The sequence below is a fragment of the Intestinimonas sp. UBA1698 genome (genome assembly GCF_002320075.1).
Lineage (GTDB): Bacteria > Bacillota > Clostridia > Oscillospirales > Oscillospiraceae > Intestinimonas > Intestinimonas massiliensis.
In genome coordinates this window covers 125,743-146,448 of sequence record NZ_DCJO01000013.1, presented here as the reverse complement: position 1 = coordinate 146,448, position 20,706 = coordinate 125,743, and the positions used below count along the sequence as shown (strand labels likewise).

Sequence of the window (20,706 nt, the reverse complement as noted above, 5' to 3'; positions counted from 1 at the left end):
GATAAGGTAAAATAAGGGACCTGTTGACAAAGTGGCGTATAAACCCTTCCTATGGTACAATAATTATAGGGAGGGATGCTGCATGATGGGATACCAAAGCAGACAAATGGCAATGATTTTCGTGGATATGGAGTCATTAATCCCGGAAAACCACCTGCTGCGGAAAATCGACCGGATGGTATCCTTCGACTTCATCTATGATCTTCTGGCGCCGTATTATCCGGCAACAGGTCGCCCATCCATCGACCCTGCCAGTATGTTTAAAATGCTCTTGATGCCTCCCTGCTTAAGGAATATTTTCCGGATAAGCAGCAAGTTCGTACTCAAAAGTTTTTCGGGCTCCAAAAATATTTGCGTCGGCGGACAAAGGGATACACAATAAAACAACCAAATATGGACTGCCAACCTACTGAAATTACCGCCCAAATGAGACACAGGGCGGTTTTTTCATAGGCAGAGGAAGGAGGTATCCCTACAAGCGGGGCTTGACTGCAAAAAGTCAGGCCTTTTTTCATGCCATCAAATAAAAAGGAGGAAATGCGAATGGCCGATGAAAAAGCAAAAATCGTAACTGACGCAACCGGGCCGGGCTCTACCCCTGCCCAGCCCGAAGCGGGCGCACAGGTTCCCAAGCAGGAGCAGCCTACTTCCGAGGCTTCCGCCCCGGATAAGTCTAAAGCTCCCGAGCAGGAGGCCACAGCTTCACAGGACAAGGCCGCAGACGCTCCCAAGGAGCAAAAAACCGCCAGCGTGTCGGTTTTCAATTTCTCTGAAATTATGGCCGAGAAGAAGGCCACAGAACGGGCTGCCGCCCAGCAGGAGGCGAAAGCCCCGGAAAAAGCGACTTCTACCGTCCCCTCCAAGGAAAACGGACCGAAACAGGAGGAACAGGCCCAGCCCCCGAAACGCTGGGGCCGTCCGCCAAAGACAGACAAGGAAAAAACTGCCGCTCCCAGACAGAATGAGGCTCCAGCGAAGAAAGACAAAGCCGCTCAAAAATCAGGCCAGACTAAGAAAGCCGAAAAGAGTGTTCCCGCTGGCAAAGCGGAGAAAACTCCCAAGCCTGCCAAGGGTACGCCCGAGGTAAAGACTCCCGTTCAGACTGAAACGCCTGCGACTTCTGCCGAGGTTCCCCGTCCGGGCAAAGAGGAGCAGATTGTTTATATCAAGCTGTCCGAGCTCCACGCCTTCAAAAATCATCCCTTCCAAGTCCGTAATGACGAGGAAATGAAGGCTATGGTGTCCAGCGTCCGAGATAAGGGCGTGACCCAGTCCGCTATCGTCCGTCCCCGTGAGGACGGCGGGTATGAAATCGTGTCGGGCCACCGCCGCCAAAAAGCCAGTGAGCTTGCGGGCTTCGTGGATATGCTGCAAGAGCAGCTTGACGAGGATGACGCGTTGGACTTTGTCTGCGAGAACATTGAATACATAGTTAATCGGTGTACTCTTGACGACGCTTACAAAGAAGCAGAGCGCCCGCGGCTTGAAAAAGAAGTATTGCAGCCTTATTGGAGTAGGGCCGAGAAAACACATTCTCAGTAACGCGCTATCATAAAGAAAACTATGAACAACTACGAAGAAAATGAAGATGGTGTTCCCGAGAGGCAGCAAAGGTATTCACGCAAGACTTTGAATATGCTGTCTGCAAAAAAATATGTGAGTATATAGAGGATAAGTCATCTCCGCTTGCTGCTTTGCACCGAGGATTGGATGCACCTATTCAAACGGGAAAATGGTATGCTGACACTCAAGAAAAGGTGATTTCTGCTGACAACAAAATCACCTATTTGATGCTGCAACGAAAGCAACAGGAAACTCGCCTCAAAGCGCTCAAAAAACCGAAAGGAATGAAGCAGGGATTAGCCTTGTTTGCGCTCTTCTCTGCGGTAAATATTGTCTATCCCTTGAGTCTCTCCCCGTATGTAACCGAAAATTATCAATGCTATCTCCAGACAAAGATATTTGCTGTTTCAGCGTTTGCCGTTGGATTGGCGTTGATTATGATGTATTTAGTTTATCTGCTTCATTGGAGCAACAAAAAGAAGTGATGATTTATGTTTGACTATCTGTTTTCTACTGCCATGGAATCACAGTTTCCTATCCTGTGGTCTGTGATTTCCCTATGGCTTGCTGGTAAATGCATATACAACTTTATACGAAAACGCTATATCGAGTTAGACCTATATGAAGCTGGTACCGAATTTCAGATGACAGCCATAGCTTTAATTGCTTCTGCTCCATTTGTAGCTTTAACTGGTTTTACTCCGATAGTGGGGATCAGCTTAAACATTGCGTTGCGGCTTACGGAGAACATGGTCTTAATGCCCGTTCTGACTCATATTCTTGCATATTTTATTAGGTGTTTGTTTGCGTGCATTGTTGAGGTAGCATTTTGCTCTGCTGCATGGAATTTTTATTTGCGGAAATATATGGACAGGAAAGTCCAGTCATAAGAAACGCCGCCCGGCTCGGGCGGCGTTAAGTTCAATATGAAATTGATTTAAAATAAAAACCTTGCTTGACAACTTGGATTAAATTTTAGATTAGATTTTTTCGCGGTGGCCTTCGTTCCACATTTTTCATCGACATCGGCCATCATCAGCTTTAACAGGATGTCCGACATACTTTCACCGTTTTTATCATAACGGGGCTCCACGATAAAAACGCGATTGCCGATCTCATATCTTTGCAGCTCACCAGCTATATATTCTTTCTCCATACTCAACACCCCCTTTCGCTATGGAACAAGGAAATTATACCATGTGGAAAGGGGATTGCGGCATCAATGAAGCCTATGGGTTTGTCGGCTTTTGGTGGGGTGTCCCGCGTATTGAACGCTCTATTGGCCCGATTTAGAGGGGTATGTAACCGATCTAACCGGGAGAGCGCTTGAATGGCATTCAAGAGGTCAGCGGTTCGATCCCGCTTATCTCCACCACAAAGAGCCTTGCAGTGTTTACTGCAAGGTTTTCTTTGCTTTTCAAGCGGTCAAAGGCATGGTATGATAGAATCACCTTTGTTTGGAGGTAAACGCTATGTTAACGCCTGCGCATTATGAAGCTGACGTTCTGTTTTTCTTTGACGGCAAGCCTTTGGAGCACTCGCTGTATGAGGCGCTGTTACAACAGCTAGACGCGGTGTTCCCGGATACCTCTGTCAAGGTGCAAAAAAGCCAGATCAGCTTTTATGCCAGACACCTCTTTGCCGCCGTATCGCTTCCAGTGCGCCGCCGGAAGAGTTGGCCGGAGCACTGCCTGCTTGTCACCTTCGGGCTGTCCCACCGGCTGTCCGCGCCCCGTATCGCCGTGGCTACAGAACCGTACCCCAACCGCTGGACACACCATGTGGTGGTGGATCAGGAGGGGCAGCTTGATGCCGAACTGCTGGGCTGGCTGAGGGAGGCTTATGTATTTGCAGAACAAAAAGGAAGGCACCCCTCATAAGGCCTGCGTTCCGCCGCCCCTACTGCCGTGGTGCAGAGAATGCAGGCAGCGGCAGACCTGCTGGAGGCCCACAAGATGGGTCCCTGTGTGGGGATTTTGATCGGACAGAGTCGGCTGCCAGCACAGAGGTCCTCAATCAATGGACGGATAAGGACACGGTCGCCGGGGCAGCACGTGCCCACTGCTCCTGAGGGGACATCGCCGCAGCGGGGCAGTCGGCAGGGATTGACAGATCTGTCTCCGGAGCTCGGGGATCCATTGCCTCTTTCCACCGACCGGGCTTTGTTTTATAATGGAGGGCCGGGAGACCGCCCAAAGCGGTCTTCCGGCCAATCCATTCCAGCCGGACGGCACTCCGTCCGAGAAGAAAGAGGCAGCTATGAACGAGAAAGAAATCGCAGAAATCCGCCGGCGTTTCCGGCCGGATAAGAACAACATCACCCATGTACGGGGCTGCTACGTCAACGAAAAGCGGGAGATCGTCTCTGAGTTTGATCCGTCCCTGGCCCTCATGTCCCAGGAGGAGTCGGAAAAATTCCTGGCCATTCTCAAGCGCACCCTGTCCGGCACCCCCGGCAAACACCTCATCGACCTCTCCTTCACCACTCAGCAGGTGGTGGACAGCGACGAGCACCGGCTCCTCATGGCCCTGCGGGGCTCCGCACTGAAGGACGAGGCCGCTGTGGGAGAGTTCTTCCGGCGCGTCATTCAGGGCCTGGCCCTAGAGGGCAACTACCTCATCCTGCTGGCTCACGACGCCTATGACGTGCCCTACCGCTCCAGAGACGGCGAGACCCAGGCCGACGCCTCATCGGAGGTCTACTCCTACATCCTGTGCAGCATCTGTCCGGTGAAGCTGACCAAACCCGCCCTGAGCTACCACGTCCATGAAAATCAGTTCCATGCCCTGGGAACCGACTGGGTCGTGTCCGCGCCGGAACTGGGCTTTCTCTTCCCCGCCTTTGACGACCGCAGCACCAACCTCTACAACTCCCTCTACTACACCCGGGACATCGCGGAGAACCATGCGGAATTCGTGGACGCCGTGTTCCGCAGCCCGGTCCCCATGCCCGCCGCCGCCCAGAAGGAGACTTTTCAGTCCATCCTGGGGGACACCCTGGCCGAGGACAGCCGGTATGAGGTGGTCCAGGCCGTCCACGAGCAGCTCTGCGGTATGATCGAGGAGCACAAGGCGGGCAGGGAGACCGAACCGCTGGTCATCTCCAAGGGGACGGTGAAGTGTATGCTCAAATCCTGCGGCGTGGCCGATTCCCATGTGGCTACCTTTGACCAGCAGTACGACGCCGCCTTCGGCGCCGACACCGACCTGAGCCCCCGGAACCTGGTGGACGCCAAGCAGCTTGAGCTCCGCACCCCGGATGTGACCATCCACGTGAATCCGGAGCACAGCGACCTGGTGGAAACCCGTGTCATCGACGGGAAGCGGTACATCCTGATCCGGGCCGACGACGGCGTGGAGGTCAACGGCGTCAACGTACACATCTCCTGACTGCTCTTTGAAAGGGGACATTTTGATGATTCAGAACCGAGAAGCCCTGCTTGGGCCGCTGTCCGAGGCCGTGCGGCAGGCCGGACGCCTGTTTGACGACCGGGCCATGGCCGGACAAATCCGCCAAAAGGGCCCGACGGATTTCGTCACCAGCGTAGACGTATCCGTCCAGGCCCTTCTGAAGGCCCGCCTGGCTGAGCTGGCCCCGGAGGTGCAGTTCATGGGGGAGGAACAGGACAACGTCGGGGTGGATTTCCGCCGCCCGGTCTGGATTCTGGACCCGGTGGACGGTACCACCAACCTGATTCACGGCTATCGGCACAGCGCGGTCTCGCTGGCCCTGTCCGACAGGGGTCGGGTGGTCCTGGGTCTGGTCTACGACCCCTATGCCGACGAGCTGTTCACCGCCGTACAAGGCAAAGGCGCCCGCTGCAACGGCGCGCCCATCCGCACCAGCGGCGCCCAAACCCTGGCTGAAAGCCTGGTGGACGTGGGGACCAACCCCAGCGACCGCCCCGGCGCCGACCGCACCTTCCGCTGGATGCAGGCCGTCTATGACCGCAGTCACGACATCCGGCGCATCGGTGCAGCCTCCATCGCCCTGTGCTATGTGGCCGCCGGGCGGGTGGACGGCTTCGTGGAGGGCGGCCTGAAGCCCTGGGACTACGCTGCCGGCATGTTGCTGGTACAGGAGGCCGGTGGGACAGTCTCCACCCCGGAGGGAACGCCCCTCTCTCTGTCCCGCGGCGGAGCTGTGGTGGCCTCCAACGGCCCCATCGGCCCGGAGCTTCTGGCCGTCATTCAGGGACTCTGAACCTGTTTTTACCAAAATGGACCGAACGCGCGCTTGAACCATAGTTTTTCCCATACAAAATAGCCTTTGCATTTTGGCCCCCGGTCCGATCAAGTAAAAGCCGTTCATATGGGCGCGTAGAATGGTTCAGCGCGAGATCAATGCACGGATCTCGCGCTGATTTTTTGTCTTGCGCCCCCACGCATGACGGAACGCTTCCGCGCCCACATCGTGGTCAACGTCCTGTGCACCGTCTCTCTCATGTCCACCTTCCTGACCGTCATCGGCACCTGATCGGCACCTGGATCGGCAGCCGGGGCCGCCGGAGAGGTCTGATCGCTCAGCAGGTTGCACCCCCGGCCCCGGAGTGTTATACTGTCCTTACACTTCCCATCACGAAAGGGGTCGTTTTTGTGCAAAAGCATCTCACTGTTGTCCACTTCAGCCCCACCGGCGGCACCCGCAGGGCAGCTCTGCTGCTGGCGGAGGGGCTGGCCGAGCGCATCGAAGAGCTGGACCTCACTCTCCCCACATCGACGGGCCGGGCCTTCGGCCCGCAGGACGCGGTCCTCTTTGCCGGGCCGGTCTTCGGCGGCCGGCTGCCCCCCCTCATGACGCAGCGGCTCAAAAACTGTACCGGCGAAGGTACGCCGGCCGTCACCGCCGCCGTCTATGGCAACCGTGCCTTTGATGACGCCCTGCTGGAGCTGAACGACTGCGTAACGGCCCAGGGCTTCCGGGTGGTGGCCTCCGCCGCGCTGGTAGCGGAGCACTCCATCTCTCGGGCCGTGGCCGCCGGGCGGCCCGACGGGGCGGACCGGGAGCAGCTTCTGGGCTTTGCCCCCGCCATCCTCCGCAAACTGGCCTCCGGCGGCGATATTTCGGTTCCCGGGAACCGTCCCTACCGGGCGTGGACCCCCTCCCGGGCCGTCCCCGCCGTGTCGGAGACCTGCACCGCCTGTGGCCAGTGCGCCGCCCAGTGCCCCGCCCGGGCCATCTCCCCAGACGACCCGAAGCACACCGATCCGGAGCGCTGCTTTTTGTGCATGCGCTGCATCGCCCGATGCCCTCAGCACGCCCGGACCTATCCGGCCAAGGCCCAGGCCATGGTGGACCAGCGCCTCGCCCCTCTCCGGACCGTCCGGCGGGAAAACGAGCTGTTCGTGTGACCGGCACGCCCAAAAGACGCCTCTTGCCCCGCGGGGCAAGAGGCGTCTTTTGGGCTTCAAAACTTCACGCACGGCAGGCTAGCTCGGATGAGCAGCCCGCCGGTGGGGACATTTTCGGCGCTGATGCTGCCGCCGTGGGCCCGGATGATGCTCTTGCAAATGGACAGTCCCAGGCCGGAGACCTTCCGCCCCGGGTCGGAGGTATACAGCGGCTCGAAAATCTGCTGGAGCAGCGCAGGCGCCACACCCCTGCCGTTGTCCTGAAACAGCAGCACCAGCTCCTCTTCCTCCTTTTGGCACTGGAGCCGCAGCTCCAGATGGTCGCTTTCCGCGTGCTGAAAGCTGTTCCCAATTAAATTTCCAAGAAACCGGCGCATGTGCTCCCAGTTGCAGATGATCTGCTCCTGGGGACACCGGCAGTCCACCTGAAACGTCACCCCGGCGTCGGAGAGCTCGGCCTCGTACTCCTCCCGCAGCCGCCGGCACAGCTCCTCCGCCGTCATCAGCCGCATAGGGGCCGTGTCCCGCAAACCCACGTCCAGGTAATCGTCGAACTCATCCACCACGGACTTGATGCGCAGGGCCTTCTCATAAACCCGGTCCAGGTACTGCCGCTGCTTTTCCGGGGGCAGGTCCGCTGAGTGCAGGCGCTCGGAATAGCCCAGCACCGAGGTCAGCGGGGTCTTGATGTCATGGGAGATGGAGGCAATGAGCTGGTGCTCGGCCTTTTCCTTGCACTCCAGCACCCCCGCCAGATCGGCAAAGGCGTTTTGCAGCTTGCCCACCTCGTCCTGCCGCTCGCTGCGCTCGGGCCGCTCTCCCCTTTCCGAGTAGCAGCGCATGGTCTTGCGCAGCCGGACGATGGGGTCCACCAGCACCAGGTACATGATGACCGCCACCACCAGAAACACGCAGACGTTGAAGGCGGCCAGACCAATCAAGGCCTCCCGCTGTAGGGAGCGGCTCAGCTCGTTGCGCTGCATGGCCCGCACCCACAGCAGCAGCTCCACCCGCCGCCCGCCGGTCAGCTCCACCTCTACGGCGGAGGCGGCCACCAGGCCCGCCTGGCTCTCCTCCGGCAGTCGGGCGTAAAGAAGCTCCTCCCCACCGCCCCGGACCGTACCGTAGAGGTCCCGCTCGGACAAATAGCGCTCCAGCGCCTGGAAATCTCCGTCGCAGCCCTCCAAAAAGGCGGCGGCCTGCCGGGCGTCCTCCTGCGCGTCAGAGAGCACCTGGTCGTAGGTATTCCCGGCGTACCGTCCCAGGTAGGCCAGAAAGCACCCGCACATCACGGCCCAGCTCAGCACCGCCAACGCTATCAGGGCCAGGAGCATCTTCCGGGACAGATGGGCGCTCAGCCAGCCTGCGCCGGGAAAACGCCCGCGTTTCGTTTTCTGTTCCATGTTACCCCTTCTCCGCCTCTTCCTCCGCGAACCCGCTCTGGGTCACGAAGCGGTAGCCGGAGCCCCACACCGTCTTGATGTAGCGCCACTCCGGGTCCAGCTTGCTGCGCAGGTTCTTGATGTTGATGGCCACGGTGCCTACGTCGCCGTAGTCGGTCCGCCACACGTCGTGGAAGATGCGGTCCCGGGACAGGGTCTCCCCGGCGTGGCGCATCAGATAGGTCAAAAGCTCCAGCTCCCGGGTGGACAGGGCCACCGGAGCCCCCGCCTTGGTCACCGTCAGCTTTTCCGGGTCCAGGCGAATGGCGCCGATCTGGATGGGGCCACCGGCGGGCCGGCCTGGGGCGGAGCGCTCCTGTCGCCGCAGATGGGCCTGCACCCGGGCGGCCAGCTCCTCCAGGGCAAAGGGCTTGGTCAGATAGTCGTCCGCCCCCAGGTCCAGCCCCTTCACGATATCCTTTACCGAATCCTTGGCGCTGAGGAACAGAATGGGGCAGTCCACCCGTCCCCGGATCTGCCGGCACACCTCCAGCCCGCTGAGGCCCTTCATCATAATGTCCAGCAAGATCAGGTCGAAGCGCCCCTCCTCCACACGCCGGAGCGCTTCCTCCCCGGAGCGGACGGCCGTCACCTCCAGGCCCTTCTCCTCCAGCACGTCGGAGACCAGCAAAAGAATGGATACGTCGTCGTCTACCAAAAGAATCTTCTCATGCATCCCGCCGCGCCTCCTTTCCCTCTGATGATACCACAGCCGGGCCAGGCCAAACCATGAAGAATCATTAAGATTAGAGTAGCTGCTTGCCCCCGGGCTGTCAAGCCTGTCCGTTTATTAAGAATTATAAGGATCGGCCCGGTTTTGTTGACTCTTGGACGGCGCGACACTAAGATGGAGGGGTCCTTAAGGCGGCCGGGCCCGGCCGCCGGTATCCGATTTGGGAAGGTGACTGCTTTGCTTGAGAAAATTGCCCACGCGCTGACACGGAAGCCAAAACTAGTGGTTTCGATTGCGGTCCTGCTTCTGATCCCCAGCATCCTGGGGGCCGTTGCCACCCGCATCAACTACGATATCCTGTCCTATCTGCCCGACGATCTGGATTCCGCCAAGGGGGAGGCTCTGCTGGAGGAGCCCTTCCACATGGCGGCCACCACCATGCTGATCGTGGAGGATATGCCCCCCGAGTACACCAACCAGCTCCAGAAAGAGGTGGAGCAGGTCCCCGGCGTCAGCAACGCCATCTGGCTGTCCAGCCTGGTGGGCATCCAGATCCCCCAGGAGATGATCCCCGCGGACATCCGAGACATCTTCTTCTCCGGCGACGCCACCATGATGATCGTCCAGTACGACCAGCCCGGCGCCTCGGAGGCCACGATGAAATCCATCGAACAGGTCCGCTCCCTGTGCAACAAAAACTGCTTTCTGGCCGGCTTCTCCGTCTTTATCAAAGACACCAAGGACCTGATTTCCCAGGAGATGCCGCTGTACGTACTGATGGCCGTGGCCCTGTCCATGATCGCCATGTGCGTGATGATGGAGTCTTGGGCGCTGCCGGTGGCCCTGATGTGCAGCATCGGCCTGGCCGTGATCTATAACTTCGGCACCAACTTCTTCAAGGGTGAGATCTCTTTCATCACCCAGGCCATCGCGGCGGTGCTGCAACTGGGCGTCACCATGGACTACTCCATCTTCCTCTACCACCGCTATGTGGAGGAGGTCCCCCGCCACGCGGACAAGCGGGACGCCATGGCCACCTCCATCGTGGCCGCCTTCAAGTCCCTGTCCGGCAGCTCCCTGACCACCATCGCGGGCTTTTTGGCCCTGTGCTTCATGCGGTTGACCCTGGGCATGGACCTGGGCATCGTCATGGCCAAGGGCGTGGTGCTGGGCGTGGCCACCGTGGTACTGGTGCTGCCCTCCATCCTGCTGCAGATGGACGGCGCCATCCGGAAATACCGCCATCCGGCTCTCAAGCCCAACTTCGAAAAGCTAAACGCCTTCGTGGTCCGGCACCGGCATTTCTTCGTGGGGCTCTTCCTGGTTCTGTTCCTCCCCGCTGTCTATTCCAACAACCACACGCAGGTCTACTACAAGCTGGACCAGTCCCTGCCCCAGGACATGCCCTCCATCGTGGCCACCGACAAGCTCAAGGATGAGTTCAACATGGCCTCGTCCCACTTCATCGTGATGCGTGACGACCTGAGCCGGGCCAAAATGAAGGAGCTGGAGGAGGCCATCGACGACATCCCCGGCATCACCAGCGTGGTGGCCTACGACAAGCTCATCAGCGGGACCATCCCGGACTTCTTCATCCCCGACGACGTGAAGGAGCTGTGCAAGGCGGAGGGCTATCAGATGCTGATGGTCAACTCCGAATACGTCACCGCCTCGAACGAGGTCTCTCAGCAGCTCGCCGAGCTGACCGAGCTGCTCCACACCTACGACCCCGGCGCCTATATCACCGGCGAGGCCGCCATGACCGACGACCTCATCACCGTGTCCGACTCCGACTTCCGGATCACCAGCTATCTGTCCATCCTCGCCATTCTCATCATCGTGGCCTTTACCTTCCGCTCCCTCACCGTTCCCATCCTGCTGGTGGCCACCATCGAGCTGGCCATCTTCATCAATCAGGGCATCCCCTACTTCACCGGAACGGTGATCGCCTTCGTGGCCCCCACGGTCATCGGCTGCGTCCAGCTCGGCGCCACGGTGGACTACGCCATCCTGATGACCACACGGTTCCAGGAGGAGCTGCAAAAGGGGAGGGACCGCAAGGAGGCCATCCAGATCGCCGCCGCTTCGTCCGACGTCTCCATCCTCACCAGCGCTCTGGTCTTTTTCTGCTCCACCCTGGGCGTTGCGCTGATCTCTACCATGGACATCGTCAGCAGCATCTGCCTGATGCTGTCCCGGGGCGCCATCATCTCCGCCCTGATCAGCATGTTCATCCTGCCCTCCGTGTTGGTGGTCTTTGAGCCCATCATCTCCAAAACCACCCTGTGGTGGCGGAAGGCCAAGCCGTCCAAGGCCTCCAAAGCATCCAAAACCGGCGAGGCCGCCCTCACCGCCGCCGAAAAACACTGAAAGGAGATCGTTCCCTATGAAAACCCCTTATCGGCGCCCCTTGGCGCTGCTCCTCGCCGCCGTTCTGGCCGCCGCCCCGCTGTGCACCTCCGCCCTGGCCGCGGGAGAGCTGGAGCCCGTCTGCGACGAGTCCTATTACGCCACCCTGGACTACTACGGCGGCCTGATGGACGCCAGCGTGGTCAAGAGCTACCAGACCAACGGTCACACCAGCCTTACCGATTACGGCACCTACGACGACATCATCAACCTCACCGACGACCGCACCCCCACCGTGTCTGACGGCACGGTCACCTTCGATCTGGGGGAGGACGCCCCGTCCCGGTTCTACTTCGAGGGCAAGACCCAGCAGCCCTTCCATGACCTGCCCTGGACCTTCTCGGTATCCTATAAGCTCAACGGCGCCCCGGCCCTGGCCGAGGACCTGGCGGGCAAGACCGGCCTGGTGGAGATCGACCTGGACGTGCTGCCCAACCCCAACGCCTCGGAGTACAGCCGCAACAACCTGGTCCTCACCGCCGCCACCGCCTTCAACGCCGACGACATCCTCTCCCTGGAGGCTCCGGGGGCCGAGGTCCAGCTCGTGGGCAACCTGCGCACCGTCCTGTTCATGGTCATGCCCGGCGAGGAGCAGCACTTTGCCATCCGGGTGGGCAGCGACGACTTCTCCTTCTCCGGCTTGGTGCTGCTGGCCGTCCCCGCCACCCTCCAGCAGCTCGACCAGATCGCGGATCTGCGGGAAGCCAAGGAAAAGGTGGAGGACTCCTACGACGCCATCAACGACAGTATGGACGTGATCCTCAACACCTTGGACGGCATGAGCGGCAGCCTCAACGCCACCGCCAGCGGCCTGGATCGGCTCAACGCCGCCCGGGGCACCATCTCCAGCGGCAAGGGGCAGGTCTACGACAGCGCCGACGCCGCTCTGGCTGACCTGGACGCCCTGAACGGGGCCCTGGCCCCCCTGAACGGCCACCTGGACACCGCCTCTCAGGCCCTGACCGACACCACCGGCACCCTCACCGCCCTGACGGAGAACGCGGTGGCCCTCAAGCCTGAGCTCTCCGCCGCCCGGAAATCCATCCAAAATCTCCAGTCCGACACCAAAAAGCTCAAGGAGCTGGCGGGCAGCATCGAGTCCTACAACAAGGAGGCCGCCCAGATCGCCGGGAACCTGGAGAACGACTTCAGCGATATGAGCGACGCCCTGGAGGACCTGGAGCGCAGCCTGGCCAAGCTGGAGAGCGCTCTGAAGGGCGCCAAGGGGGTCTCTGAGGTGGATACCATCCACATCGGCGGCTTTACCTCCTCGGAGCAGATCCTGGAAAAGCTGGAGGAGGTCCAGGCCGGAAAGGCCACCTACGACCAGATGCTGGCCGCCGGTCTGCTGCCGGAGGGCACCACCTTTGAGCAGTTTTTGATGATCCCCACGGAGATGGGCGGCCCCGGCAAGACCGCCGAGGAGGCCCAACTGGCCGTAAAGCTGCTGGAGATGTCCCAGGAAGCCGACTTTGAAGAGCAGCTCAAGCTGCTGGACACCGCCAACAGCGCCATCCCCGGGGTCAACGACAAGATCGACGAGGTTAACTCCCTGGTCTCCGGCCTGGCCAAGCCCACCGCCAACGTGGTGGACGACCTCCAGAGCCTCACCATCGCTCTGGGCGAGGATGGACTCAGCGACGACCTGACCCGCCTGTCCAAGCTGGCTTCCGACCTCTTAAAGGATTTGAAGGCCCATGAAGGGGACGCCGCCGGACTGCTGGACCACCTGGACGAGCTGGGCGACCTGGCCGACCGGGTGACCCAAAACGCCGATACCGCCCTGGATCTGGTCCAGAAGCTGGACGACACCCTGAACACCTACGAGCCCCAGGCCCAGCAGGCCCTGACCGACGCCAAGGCCCTCTCCGACACCACCCAGGCGGCCCTGAAGGACACCCATGCCTTTCTCTCCTCGGCAGAAGCCCTGCTGAAGCAGAGCGGCCCCAGCCTGGATGACGGCACCCGCCAGACCCTCAGCGGGCTCAGCGACGCCCTGCGGCGCTCCACCGCCGGACTGGAGCAGACCGGCACCATCCGCAACGCTAAGGACACCATTACCAGCCTCATCGACGACGAGTGGGACAGCCACACCGGCGGGGACAACAACCTGCTGCTGATGGACGCCGGGGCGGTCCCGGTCTCCCTCACCTCGGCGCAGAACGGCAATCCCCAGAGCGTCCAGTACATCATGCGTACCCAGGAGATCAAGGCGGACGAGGAGGAATCCCAGCAGACCCTCTCCCAGCAGAGCGCCGATCAGGGCACCTTCTGGAGCCGCGTCGCCGCCATGTTCCGGGACTTCTGGAATGCCATCACCGGCCTGTTCCGCAAATAAAGGTCTTTCATCCCCTCCCGCCCTGCCGGCGGGAGGGGATGCCTCTACCGCGATGAACTGGACCGGGCCGGGTTTGCTGTTCCGGCCGTCAAAACAGGCGCTCCACTGCGAGCCAAATGGATTCCGCGTTGGTATCAGCGTTGCCCGGACAGCCCACGCTCTGCCCGATAAAGATTTGATCCACGATGTGGTAGAGATCGCTCCCTCGCCTGGACAGCACACAGGGCGCTGAGAACTTGAGCGGCAGCTTTCCGAGGGGCTCCGTGGCCAGATAAGGACCTCCCGAGACATAAGAATAAAGGCAGAAGTGCGTAAATCCAAATCTGGATTTACGCACTTCTGCCACACAACAGTCTTTCTTTTAATGCGCACCGAACAAAGCGAAAAGGCTTGAATCCCAAGGCCTTCAACGCCGATTGGCTTTGTTCCGGTGCCAGGTTTTGGGGCAAATGAGCCAGAAAGCCCTGCGCCAAAGCGGCCCGCTCATAATGCTCCGGTCTCATCTCCCCGTCCCCTCAGCCAAGTACATACCGGCCGTCGGCGCACTGGGTGAAGTTCGCTTCAAAAAAGGCCGTACAGGCCCGGGAGAGGTGCTCCGGGTCCTGGCTCCCCGCCGTCTCCACGGCGGCGTGCATGGCGAGCTGTGCCATGCCGATGTCTACCATGGGGATGCTGACGGCGTGACTGAGCAGGTTGCCCAGGGTGGAGCCGCCGGGCTCGTCGGCCCGGTTGGCAAAGACCTGCACCGGTACCCCGGCCCGCTGGCAGACGGCCCGGAACAGCCCGGCGGTGAGGCCGGTTGTGGTGTACTTCTGGCTGGCGTTGAGCTTGACCACCACGCCGCCATTGGGGTAGACCCGGTTCTCCGGGTCGGCCTTCTCCGGAAAATTGGGGTGGACGGCATGGCCGTTGTCGGCGCTGAGGAGCAGGCTGTTGGCCAGGGCCCGCCTCCGCTCCTCCTCCCCCAGGCCCAGAGCCAGAGCCGCCCGGGCGAGCACGTCGGGCAGGAAGCTGCTCATGGCCCCCTGGCGGGTGCCGCTGCCCACCTCCTCGTTGTCGAAGAGGCAGTAGACCTGCCCCGCCGCCGGGTTGGGTCCGGCCCGGAGCAGGCCCTCCAAGGTGGCGTAAGCGCAGGCCAGGTCGTCGATGCGGGGGGCCTGGAAAAGCTCCCCCGCCGCCCCCAGCCGCACCGGCTTCTGCCGGGGACACAGCACAATGTCGGTGGAGAGCAGGTCCCCATACTCCACCCCCGCCGCCCGGGCAAGCTGTTCCCCCAGGTCCTCCCCCGCGCCGTTCAGGCCGAAGAGCGGCTGCATGTCCCGCTGGAGGTTGTACTCATGACCCTTGTTCACGTCCCGCTGCTGATGGATGGCCAGGCTGGGGATGGTGAGCAGGTCCCGGTCCAGATACACCAGGCGGCTCTCCACCCCCTCCGGGGTGCGCACCACCACCCGGCCCGCTACCGTCAGAGGCCGGTCCAGCCAGGAAGCGCAGTTCATGCCGCCGTAACCCTCCACCTCCAGCCTGGCATAGCGCTTGTCCCCGCCCATGCCGTCGTTCTTTACCCGGAAGGTGGGTGAGTCGCTGTGGGCGGCGGTCATGCGCCAGCCGGTCAGAGGGCCGCCGGGCAGCCGGAAGGCGATGAGGCTGGACTGGTTGCGGGTAACATAATACTGTCCCCCGGGCTTCAGGGCCCAGGCATCCCCCTCCTCCAGCCGGACAAATCCGCCCTCCTCCAGCAGCGCGGCGGCGCTGGCCGCCGCGTGAAAGGGACTGGGGCTGTGTTCCAGATAGGTCATCAGTCGGTCCAACGTCTGCATTCTTACATTCCTCCCATATCGCTCCGGCTGACCCGCGCCCGCCCGGGATACAGGTCTAGCCGGCTGTAATAGTCCTCGTCCAAAACGGCCACCGAGTAGGCAAACAGGTCCCTTACCTGCTGATAGACCTCCACGGCGTATCCATCCGGCACCGCCGCCCCCTCGTTGGGCGCAAAGGTATCGGTGCGGGCATTGTACCGCCCCAGGTCGGTGAGAAAGCTCCTGTTGGAGAAGATCACCAGGCCCGGCTCGTCGGCCAGGATGTCCCGCCCCGCCAGCAGCCGGGAGTCGTACTCCAGCCCGAACAGGTTGAGCAGGGTGGGCAGAATGTCCAGGCTCTCGCAGGGCTTTTCGATCACCACGGGCTCGGTCATATCGCCCGACCAGAGGATCAGCGTACTGTGATAGACCTCAAAATCGGTGTCCATATGCCCGCCATAGAACTCGTCCCAGGTGGCCGGGTCCATGCCGTAGGGGTAATGGTCGCCGGACAGGCAGATCACCGTGTTCTCCAGCTCCCCCGCCTTTTTCAGTTCCTCCAGCGTATAGGCCAGGGCCTGGTCCAGTTCCATGTTGCAGGCGAGGTAGGCGGCGGCCTCCTCACTCATGTCCAGTTCCGCCACCTCGGCCTGATGCTTGATGGACATGGCGTTGCCGGTGAAGTTGTAGTTCATGTGGCCGCTGACCGTCATGTAGTAGTTATGGAACGGCTTCTCCCCCGCCAGGGCCTTGGGGATGGTGCGCTGCATCATCTCCAGGTCGGACTCCGGCCAGCTCTCCGTCACCTCCAGCCCGTGGCCCAGGGCATAAAAATCGTAGCCCATGTTGGGGTGGGAGAGATTCCGATCGTAATAGGTCCAGGTATGGTCGTGGTAGGCGGCGGTAGGATAGCCACGGTCCCGCAGCATCCAGCCCATGCAGAAGGGCATGTCGTTCCCGGCCGAGGCCTGGAAGGACCGCCGGGCGCTGGTGGGGATCAGCGAGGTGCACACCGTATACTCTCCGTCGGTGGTGGACTTCCACCACAGGGGGGTGTAGAAATTTTCAAAGACAAAGCCCTCGTGGGCCAGCTTCCAAAGCGTGGGGGTATAGGTCTCGTTCACCGCATATTTCCAAAAGCCCTCGGCGGTGATGAACAGCAGGTTTTTCCCCGCAAACCGGCCGGTATACTCATTTTTCAAAGTGGGGGGCCGCTGGCTGAAATACTGGTGCAGCTCCGCCACCGCGGGGTCGGTCTCCTCCGCCAGCAGCCCGGCAAAGTCGATGTCCAGCACATTGGGCGCATAGGCGGACTTCCGGGACTCCGACGGGGGCTCCGGCCAGGCCAGCAGCTCCGGGCGGACGGGCATCGGCGCGGCGGGCCGCCCCACCGGAGGTTCAAGCTCCAGCTCCGGCAGCTCCCCCGCCAGGAGCTGCTGGGCGTCCAGGCGCAGGGTGGTCAGCACTCCGAAGTGCGACACCGAGAGCTCGGGCTCCACCGGCCCCCGGTAGAGCTCGCTGGGGGACTGGATACCCCGGTCGTCAGCCGCCACGGCCAGCACGGCGGTGAGTTGGACTACCGCTGCCCCCACCAGCAGGCAGGCCGCCAGGGCCCGGGGGGTATGAGCAAAACAGGACGGGCGGGTGGACCGCTCCCTGCGCCCCTTCCGGCGGCCCCGCCGCTCCCATAGGCACAGCAGCAGCAGCGGCACGGCCAGCAGGGCCAGGATGGGCAGCGCCCCCAGAATGCCCGAGAGGGCCACCGGCCAGTAGTCGGTCATGGCGCTTCGCGCCAGGGTGACGGTATCCAGCGTCAAAAAGGTCTTGAACACCCGGAAGTAGGCAGCCTGGGCCATATACCACACCGTCAGCAGCCCGGTGAGGAAAAAGGCAGCCCGCCGGTTGCCCCTGGGACCCCACAGGCAGGCCAAAACCCCGCAGGCCAGCCCGCCGGACAGGCCGAACAGGAGGGTGTAGGCCAACCCGCGCCCGGCCAGAGCGCCCACACAAGTCAGCCGGATCACGCCTTCCAGCCACAGGATGGTCAGCGGGAACTGGAGCGCCCGTGCCGCGATCTGCCGTCTGTCCATGCTCGTCCTCCCTTCTCCGGTCAAATCGTTGCTATGTATTGTAACACGAAGCCACCTGAAAGGAAACCTTTCCCTCCACTTTCTCTCCTTAGCCCTATAAACTCTATACATATCTGCAAAAATATATACAAATTGGCGCCGCCTGTGTTGACAAATTCCGTGGAGGCCATATAATATTTGTGAGAGAATGGTCCTACCATTTTTGCCTCCACATTGGAGACAGAACCCAAAGGGAGATCATCGGTATGCACAGCCAGGAGAACGCCACCCCCGGTTATATGAAAATCCAGCATTATGTCTCGGAAAAGATCCGCAGCGGAGAATACCCGGTGGGCGGCAAGATTCCCTCGGAGACGGAGCTGGCCGAGCAATTCTCCGTCTCCCGCATCACCGCCAACAAGGCCATCAAGGAGATGGCCCTCATGGGCCTGCTGGAGCGGGTCCGGGGCCGGGGCACCTTCGTGTGCGCCCACCCCCATCTATCCACCAGCGCCAAGGCCTTCGCCTCCGCGGTCAAGCTGGATGTCACCGGCAGCCGTCACCATCAGCTCCTCCAGTTTCGTGTGATGGGGGCCTATCCCGAGCTGGCCGAGCGGGCCAAGGTGGAGGAGGGCACCCCCTTTTACGAGATCATCCTGGCCAACAAGGACGGCGAGCGCAACGAGTCGCTGGATTACACCTACATCCCCTGCTCCCTCATTGACGACATCACCCCCACCCTGGACTACCTGCGTTCCCACTTTGTCTTTGACTATCTGCGCATTCAGCCCGGCCTGGAGCCCAGGTTCCTGAAGGTCTTTATCAACCTGCCCCAATACGACTTCCTCCAGTCGGCTTCCCGCTTTCTGGACGGCGCCGACAGCATGTCGGTATGGTGTACCGACGTATACGACGCCACCATGGACCTGATGGCCGCCACCTACACCGCCTATCCCGGCGACGCCAGGGATATCCCCCTGTTCACCTTCGCGCTGTAAGAGGCAAAAAGCCCGCCCGGAACGGCAAGCCGTTCCGGGCGGTTTTTCATTTTCCGCGTCAGCTCTTGTGGTCCTCGGTGACCGCGCCCATCCTGTAGGCCCGCAGCAGGGCCTTCAGGTCGTCCACCTGCTTCTGGAGCTGGGCGCCCACGTCGGTCTCGGCGATCTTGATGCGCTTCTCCATCCGCTCAAAAACCTCGGAGGAGGAGGCGATATCCACATTCTCCCGGATGGCGTTCCGCCGGCCGGCGAAGGGCTGGTGCGAGACGATGCGGATGCAGTTGGAGTTATAGATCAGCGTGTACCCGGCGATGCCGGTGGTGGGCTGGTAGGCCCGGCAGAAGCCGCCGTCAATGACGATGAGCTTGCCGCCCCCCTTGATGGGGCTCTCCCCCTTTTTGGACTTTACTGGGATGTGGCCGTTGATGATGTGGCAGTGGGGCCCTTGCAGGCCGAACTCCCGCAGCAGCCGGTCGCAGACCTCCGGGTCGTTGTAGTAGGTATAGTAGGCGTTTTTGGGCTCGGTCCAGGCCGACTCGTCCTTGATGAGCCGCCGTTCAAAGGTGGTCATCCGGTCCCGCCCGAAGGTGGGCGCGTTGCGCCCGGCCCAAAGGAACCACAGGAAATCCTGGCCCAGAATGCGCTCGGGCGAGCCCGGTTTGGCATAGTAGCCCTGACGGGCCACCCGCTCGGCGTGGTCCAGAAAGGCCCTGCCCCCCAAGTCCCTGCAGCCGATGGAGAAGGTCTGGAGCTTGCCGTCGGCGGTGAGGGGGACGCAGCCGTGGAGCAGCAGGTTGCCGTTGCACACCTTATACAGCCCGCCCTTGGAGTACAGGAACCGGACATGGCGCTGGAGCTTCTCGCTGCGCTGGAAGGAGGCGGTGAGCTGAGCGATGAGCTCTGACTCCTCCCCGGACAGCTCATAGGGGTGCTCCCGGTCCACCGTGGGGAAATCGGTATCCGCCAGCGCGTAGGTGTGGCCGCCGATGGCGATGGTCTGGCTGTCGTAGTCGATCTTGTCCAGCAGCAGCCGGTCCTCCATGCCGAAGCCGGGGTTGCGCAGGATCTTCTGCCCCTCCAGCTTGAAGAGGATGACGGTGACGGCCTTGTGCATCCGGGCGGCCAGGGCCTTGTCCTTCTCGGTGTAGTGCTCGGCGTCGTCCCCGGCAAACTTGGCCTGGAAGCAGGAGCAGTCGCAGTCCTTATACACCTCGTTGGCGAAGAGGGCCAGGGGCCGCAGGGAGATGCCGTAGCCCGTCTCGATGACCTCCAGGTTGTTGTAATGGATGGAGTTGGCCAGCACGGTGGCCACCGCCGTGCGGCTGCCGGTGGCGGCCCCCATCCACAGCACATCGTGGTTGCCCCACTGGATGTCCACATTGGGGTGCTCCATCAGGGCGTCCAGAATGATGTCCGCCCGGGGCCCCCGGTCGAACAGGTCCCCCACCACGTGGAGCTGGTCCACCACCATGCGCTTGATGACCCCGCACACCGCCTCGATGAAGTCCTCGGCCCGGTCGATGTCGATGATGGTGTTGATGATGTTCTCGTAGTAGTCCTTTTTATCGTGAACCTCGTAGTTGGTGTTGAGCAGCTCGTCAATGATGTAGGCGTATTCCGGCGGCAGGGCCTTGCGGACCTTGGAACGGGTGTACTTGGAGGTGGCCAGGCGGCACACCTCGATGAGCCGGTGGAGGGTGATGCGGTACCATTCGCTCATGTCGTCGATCTCGTCCCGCAGCTCTTCCAGCTTCTCCGCCGGATAGTAGATGAGGGTGGCAAGCTGGTCCCGGTCCGCCCGGGAAACGGTGGACTCAAACAGTTCGTCGATCTTCTCCCGCACCACGCCGGAGGCGGAGTTTAGGATGTGGAGGAAGGCTTCGTACTCCCCGTGGATGTCGGAGATGAAGTGCTCGGTCCCCTTGGGCAGATTCATAATGGCCTGCAAATTGATGATCTCGGTGCTGGCCGCCTGCACGGTGGGATATTGGCGGGCCAGGAGCTGGAGATAGCGCAAGTCGGACGGGCTGTACGCCTCCGTTTTTTTCATACCGTGACCTCCC

The 20,706-nt window shown here is 61.2% G+C and carries 17 protein-coding genes; 11 read left to right on the top strand and 6 right to left on the bottom strand.

Going from position 1 to position 20,706, the window contains the following annotated elements:
- Positions 1–82 precede the first annotated feature (82 nt).
- The 4 genes from B3H64_RS03285 to B3H64_RS03270 all read left to right on the top strand — a co-directional run bounded on the left by B3H64_RS03285 (position 83) and on the right by B3H64_RS03270 (position 2,453).
- Complete coding sequence (locus B3H64_RS03285; protein WP_050617910.1) at positions 83–382, top strand: transposase; 300 nt, start codon at positions 83–85, stop codon at positions 380–382.
- 161 nt (positions 383–543) lie between these two features.
- On the top strand, positions 544–1,542 hold the full coding sequence (locus B3H64_RS03280; protein ID WP_286732893.1) for a ParB N-terminal domain-containing protein: 999 nt from the start codon (positions 544–546) through the stop codon (positions 1,540–1,542).
- Between the two features lie 164 nt (positions 1,543–1,706).
- Positions 1,707–2,048 (top strand): hypothetical protein, encoded by a 342-nt coding sequence (locus tag B3H64_RS03275; RefSeq protein WP_050617908.1) that lies wholly within the window; start codon positions 1,707–1,709, stop codon positions 2,046–2,048.
- 6 nt (positions 2,049–2,054) lie between these two features.
- Entirely contained in the window at positions 2,055–2,453 is a 399-nt protein-coding gene (locus B3H64_RS03270) for a hypothetical protein (protein WP_050617907.1), read from the top strand.
- Positions 2,454–2,500: 47 nt separating this feature from the next.
- Here the strand turns inward: B3H64_RS03270 and B3H64_RS03265 are convergent, their stop codons facing one another.
- Positions 2,501–2,719, bottom strand: a complete 219-nt coding sequence (locus B3H64_RS03265; RefSeq protein ID WP_050617906.1) for a hypothetical protein — start codon at positions 2,717–2,719, stop codon at positions 2,501–2,503.
- Positions 2,720–3,035: 316 nt separating this feature from the next.
- Between B3H64_RS03265 and B3H64_RS03260 the strand changes: the two genes are divergently transcribed.
- The 4 genes from B3H64_RS03260 (at position 3,036) to B3H64_RS03245 (ending at position 6,915) form a co-directional block, all read left to right on the top strand.
- A complete protein-coding gene (locus tag B3H64_RS03260) occupies positions 3,036–3,443 on the top strand; it encodes a DUF5655 domain-containing protein (protein WP_050617905.1) in 408 nt (135 codons plus the stop codon).
- A gap of 379 nt (positions 3,444–3,822) precedes the next feature.
- Entirely contained in the window at positions 3,823–4,953 is a 1,131-nt protein-coding gene (locus B3H64_RS03255; protein WP_050617904.1) for a DUF4317 domain-containing protein, read from the top strand.
- Positions 4,954–4,978: 25 nt separating this feature from the next.
- Positions 4,979–5,767, top strand: coding sequence for an inositol monophosphatase family protein (locus B3H64_RS03250; RefSeq protein WP_286732891.1), 789 nt, complete (start codon positions 4,979–4,981; stop codon positions 5,765–5,767).
- Positions 5,768–6,159: 392 nt separating this feature from the next.
- Positions 6,160–6,915 (top strand): 4Fe-4S binding protein, encoded by a 756-nt coding sequence (locus B3H64_RS03245; RefSeq protein WP_050617902.1) that lies wholly within the window; start codon positions 6,160–6,162, stop codon positions 6,913–6,915.
- Between the two features lie 56 nt (positions 6,916–6,971).
- Here the strand turns inward: B3H64_RS03245 and B3H64_RS03240 are convergent, their stop codons facing one another.
- Both B3H64_RS03240 and B3H64_RS03235 read right to left on the bottom strand, forming a co-directional pair.
- Positions 6,972–8,318 (bottom strand): HAMP domain-containing sensor histidine kinase, encoded by a 1,347-nt coding sequence (locus tag B3H64_RS03240; RefSeq protein WP_050617901.1) that lies wholly within the window; start codon positions 8,316–8,318, stop codon positions 6,972–6,974.
- Between the two features lies 1 nt (position 8,319).
- Positions 8,320–9,033 carry a response regulator transcription factor gene (locus B3H64_RS03235; RefSeq protein WP_050617900.1) on the bottom strand — a complete coding sequence of 238 codons (714 nt, stop codon included), beginning with the start codon at positions 9,031–9,033 and terminating at the stop codon, positions 8,320–8,322.
- A 234-nt stretch (positions 9,034–9,267) separates the two neighbouring features.
- On the opposite strand from B3H64_RS03235, the gene B3H64_RS03230 reads away from it, so the two are divergent.
- Positions 9,268–11,400, top strand: a complete 2,133-nt coding sequence (locus tag B3H64_RS03230; RefSeq protein ID WP_050617899.1) for an efflux RND transporter permease subunit — start codon at positions 9,268–9,270, stop codon at positions 11,398–11,400.
- 16 nt (positions 11,401–11,416) lie between these two features.
- Positions 11,417–13,777: a hypothetical protein gene (locus B3H64_RS03225; protein WP_238074760.1), complete on the top strand. Its 2,361-nt coding sequence runs from the start codon at positions 11,417–11,419 to the stop codon at positions 13,775–13,777.
- Between the two features lie 515 nt (positions 13,778–14,292).
- Here the strand turns inward: B3H64_RS03225 and B3H64_RS03215 are convergent.
- Together B3H64_RS03215 and B3H64_RS03210 are read right to left on the bottom strand one after the other, a co-directional pair.
- A complete protein-coding gene (locus tag B3H64_RS03215; protein ID WP_286732887.1) occupies positions 14,293–15,597 on the bottom strand; it encodes a M18 family aminopeptidase in 1,305 nt (434 codons plus the stop codon).
- A gap of 2 nt (positions 15,598–15,599) precedes the next feature.
- Complete coding sequence (locus B3H64_RS03210; protein WP_286732884.1) at positions 15,600–17,666, bottom strand: LTA synthase family protein; 2,067 nt, start codon at positions 17,664–17,666, stop codon at positions 15,600–15,602.
- A gap of 245 nt (positions 17,667–17,911) precedes the next feature.
- On the opposite strand from B3H64_RS03210, the gene B3H64_RS03205 reads away from it, so the two are divergent.
- A complete protein-coding gene (locus tag B3H64_RS03205; RefSeq protein WP_050617894.1) occupies positions 17,912–18,643 on the top strand; it encodes a GntR family transcriptional regulator in 732 nt (243 codons plus the stop codon).
- Between the two features lie 58 nt (positions 18,644–18,701).
- On the opposite strand, the gene B3H64_RS03200 is transcribed toward B3H64_RS03205, so the two are convergent.
- Complete coding sequence (locus tag B3H64_RS03200) at positions 18,702–20,693, bottom strand: fructose-bisphosphatase class III (RefSeq protein WP_050617893.1); 1,992 nt, start codon at positions 20,691–20,693, stop codon at positions 18,702–18,704.
- Positions 20,694–20,706 lie beyond the last annotated feature (13 nt).

What these genes read in the sequence shown, in the direction of transcription:
- B3H64_RS03255 (WP_050617904.1), top strand. Translation starts at nt 3,823, where the DNA reads ATGAACGAGAAAGAAATCGCAGAAATCCGCCGGCGTTTCCGGCCGGAT.
- B3H64_RS03210 (WP_286732884.1), bottom strand. Translation starts at nt 17,666, where the DNA reads ATGGACAGACGGCAGATCGCGGCACGGGCGCTCCAGTTCCCGCTGACC.
- B3H64_RS03225 (WP_238074760.1), top strand. Translation starts at nt 11,417, where the DNA reads ATGAAAACCCCTTATCGGCGCCCCTTGGCGCTGCTCCTCGCCGCCGTT.
- B3H64_RS03260 (WP_050617905.1), top strand. Translation starts at nt 3,036, where the DNA reads ATGTTAACGCCTGCGCATTATGAAGCTGACGTTCTGTTTTTCTTTGAC.
- B3H64_RS03215 (WP_286732887.1), bottom strand. Translation starts at nt 15,597, where the DNA reads ATGCAGACGTTGGACCGACTGATGACCTATCTGGAACACAGCCCCAGT.
- B3H64_RS03265 (WP_050617906.1), bottom strand. Translation starts at nt 2,719, where the DNA reads ATGGAGAAAGAATATATAGCTGGTGAGCTGCAAAGATATGAGATCGGC.
- B3H64_RS03280 (WP_286732893.1), top strand. Translation starts at nt 544, where the DNA reads ATGGCCGATGAAAAAGCAAAAATCGTAACTGACGCAACCGGGCCGGGC.
- B3H64_RS03205 (WP_050617894.1), top strand. Translation starts at nt 17,912, where the DNA reads ATGCACAGCCAGGAGAACGCCACCCCCGGTTATATGAAAATCCAGCAT.
- B3H64_RS03200 (WP_050617893.1), bottom strand. Translation starts at nt 20,693, where the DNA reads ATGAAAAAAACGGAGGCGTACAGCCCGTCCGACTTGCGCTATCTCCAG.
- B3H64_RS03235 (WP_050617900.1), bottom strand. Translation starts at nt 9,033, where the DNA reads ATGCATGAGAAGATTCTTTTGGTAGACGACGACGTATCCATTCTTTTG.
- B3H64_RS03240 (WP_050617901.1), bottom strand. Translation starts at nt 8,318, where the DNA reads ATGGAACAGAAAACGAAACGCGGGCGTTTTCCCGGCGCAGGCTGGCTG.
- B3H64_RS03285 (WP_050617910.1), top strand. Translation starts at nt 83, where the DNA reads ATGATGGGATACCAAAGCAGACAAATGGCAATGATTTTCGTGGATATG.
- B3H64_RS03270 (WP_050617907.1), top strand. Translation starts at nt 2,055, where the DNA reads ATGTTTGACTATCTGTTTTCTACTGCCATGGAATCACAGTTTCCTATC.
- B3H64_RS03250 (WP_286732891.1), top strand. Translation starts at nt 4,979, where the DNA reads ATGATTCAGAACCGAGAAGCCCTGCTTGGGCCGCTGTCCGAGGCCGTG.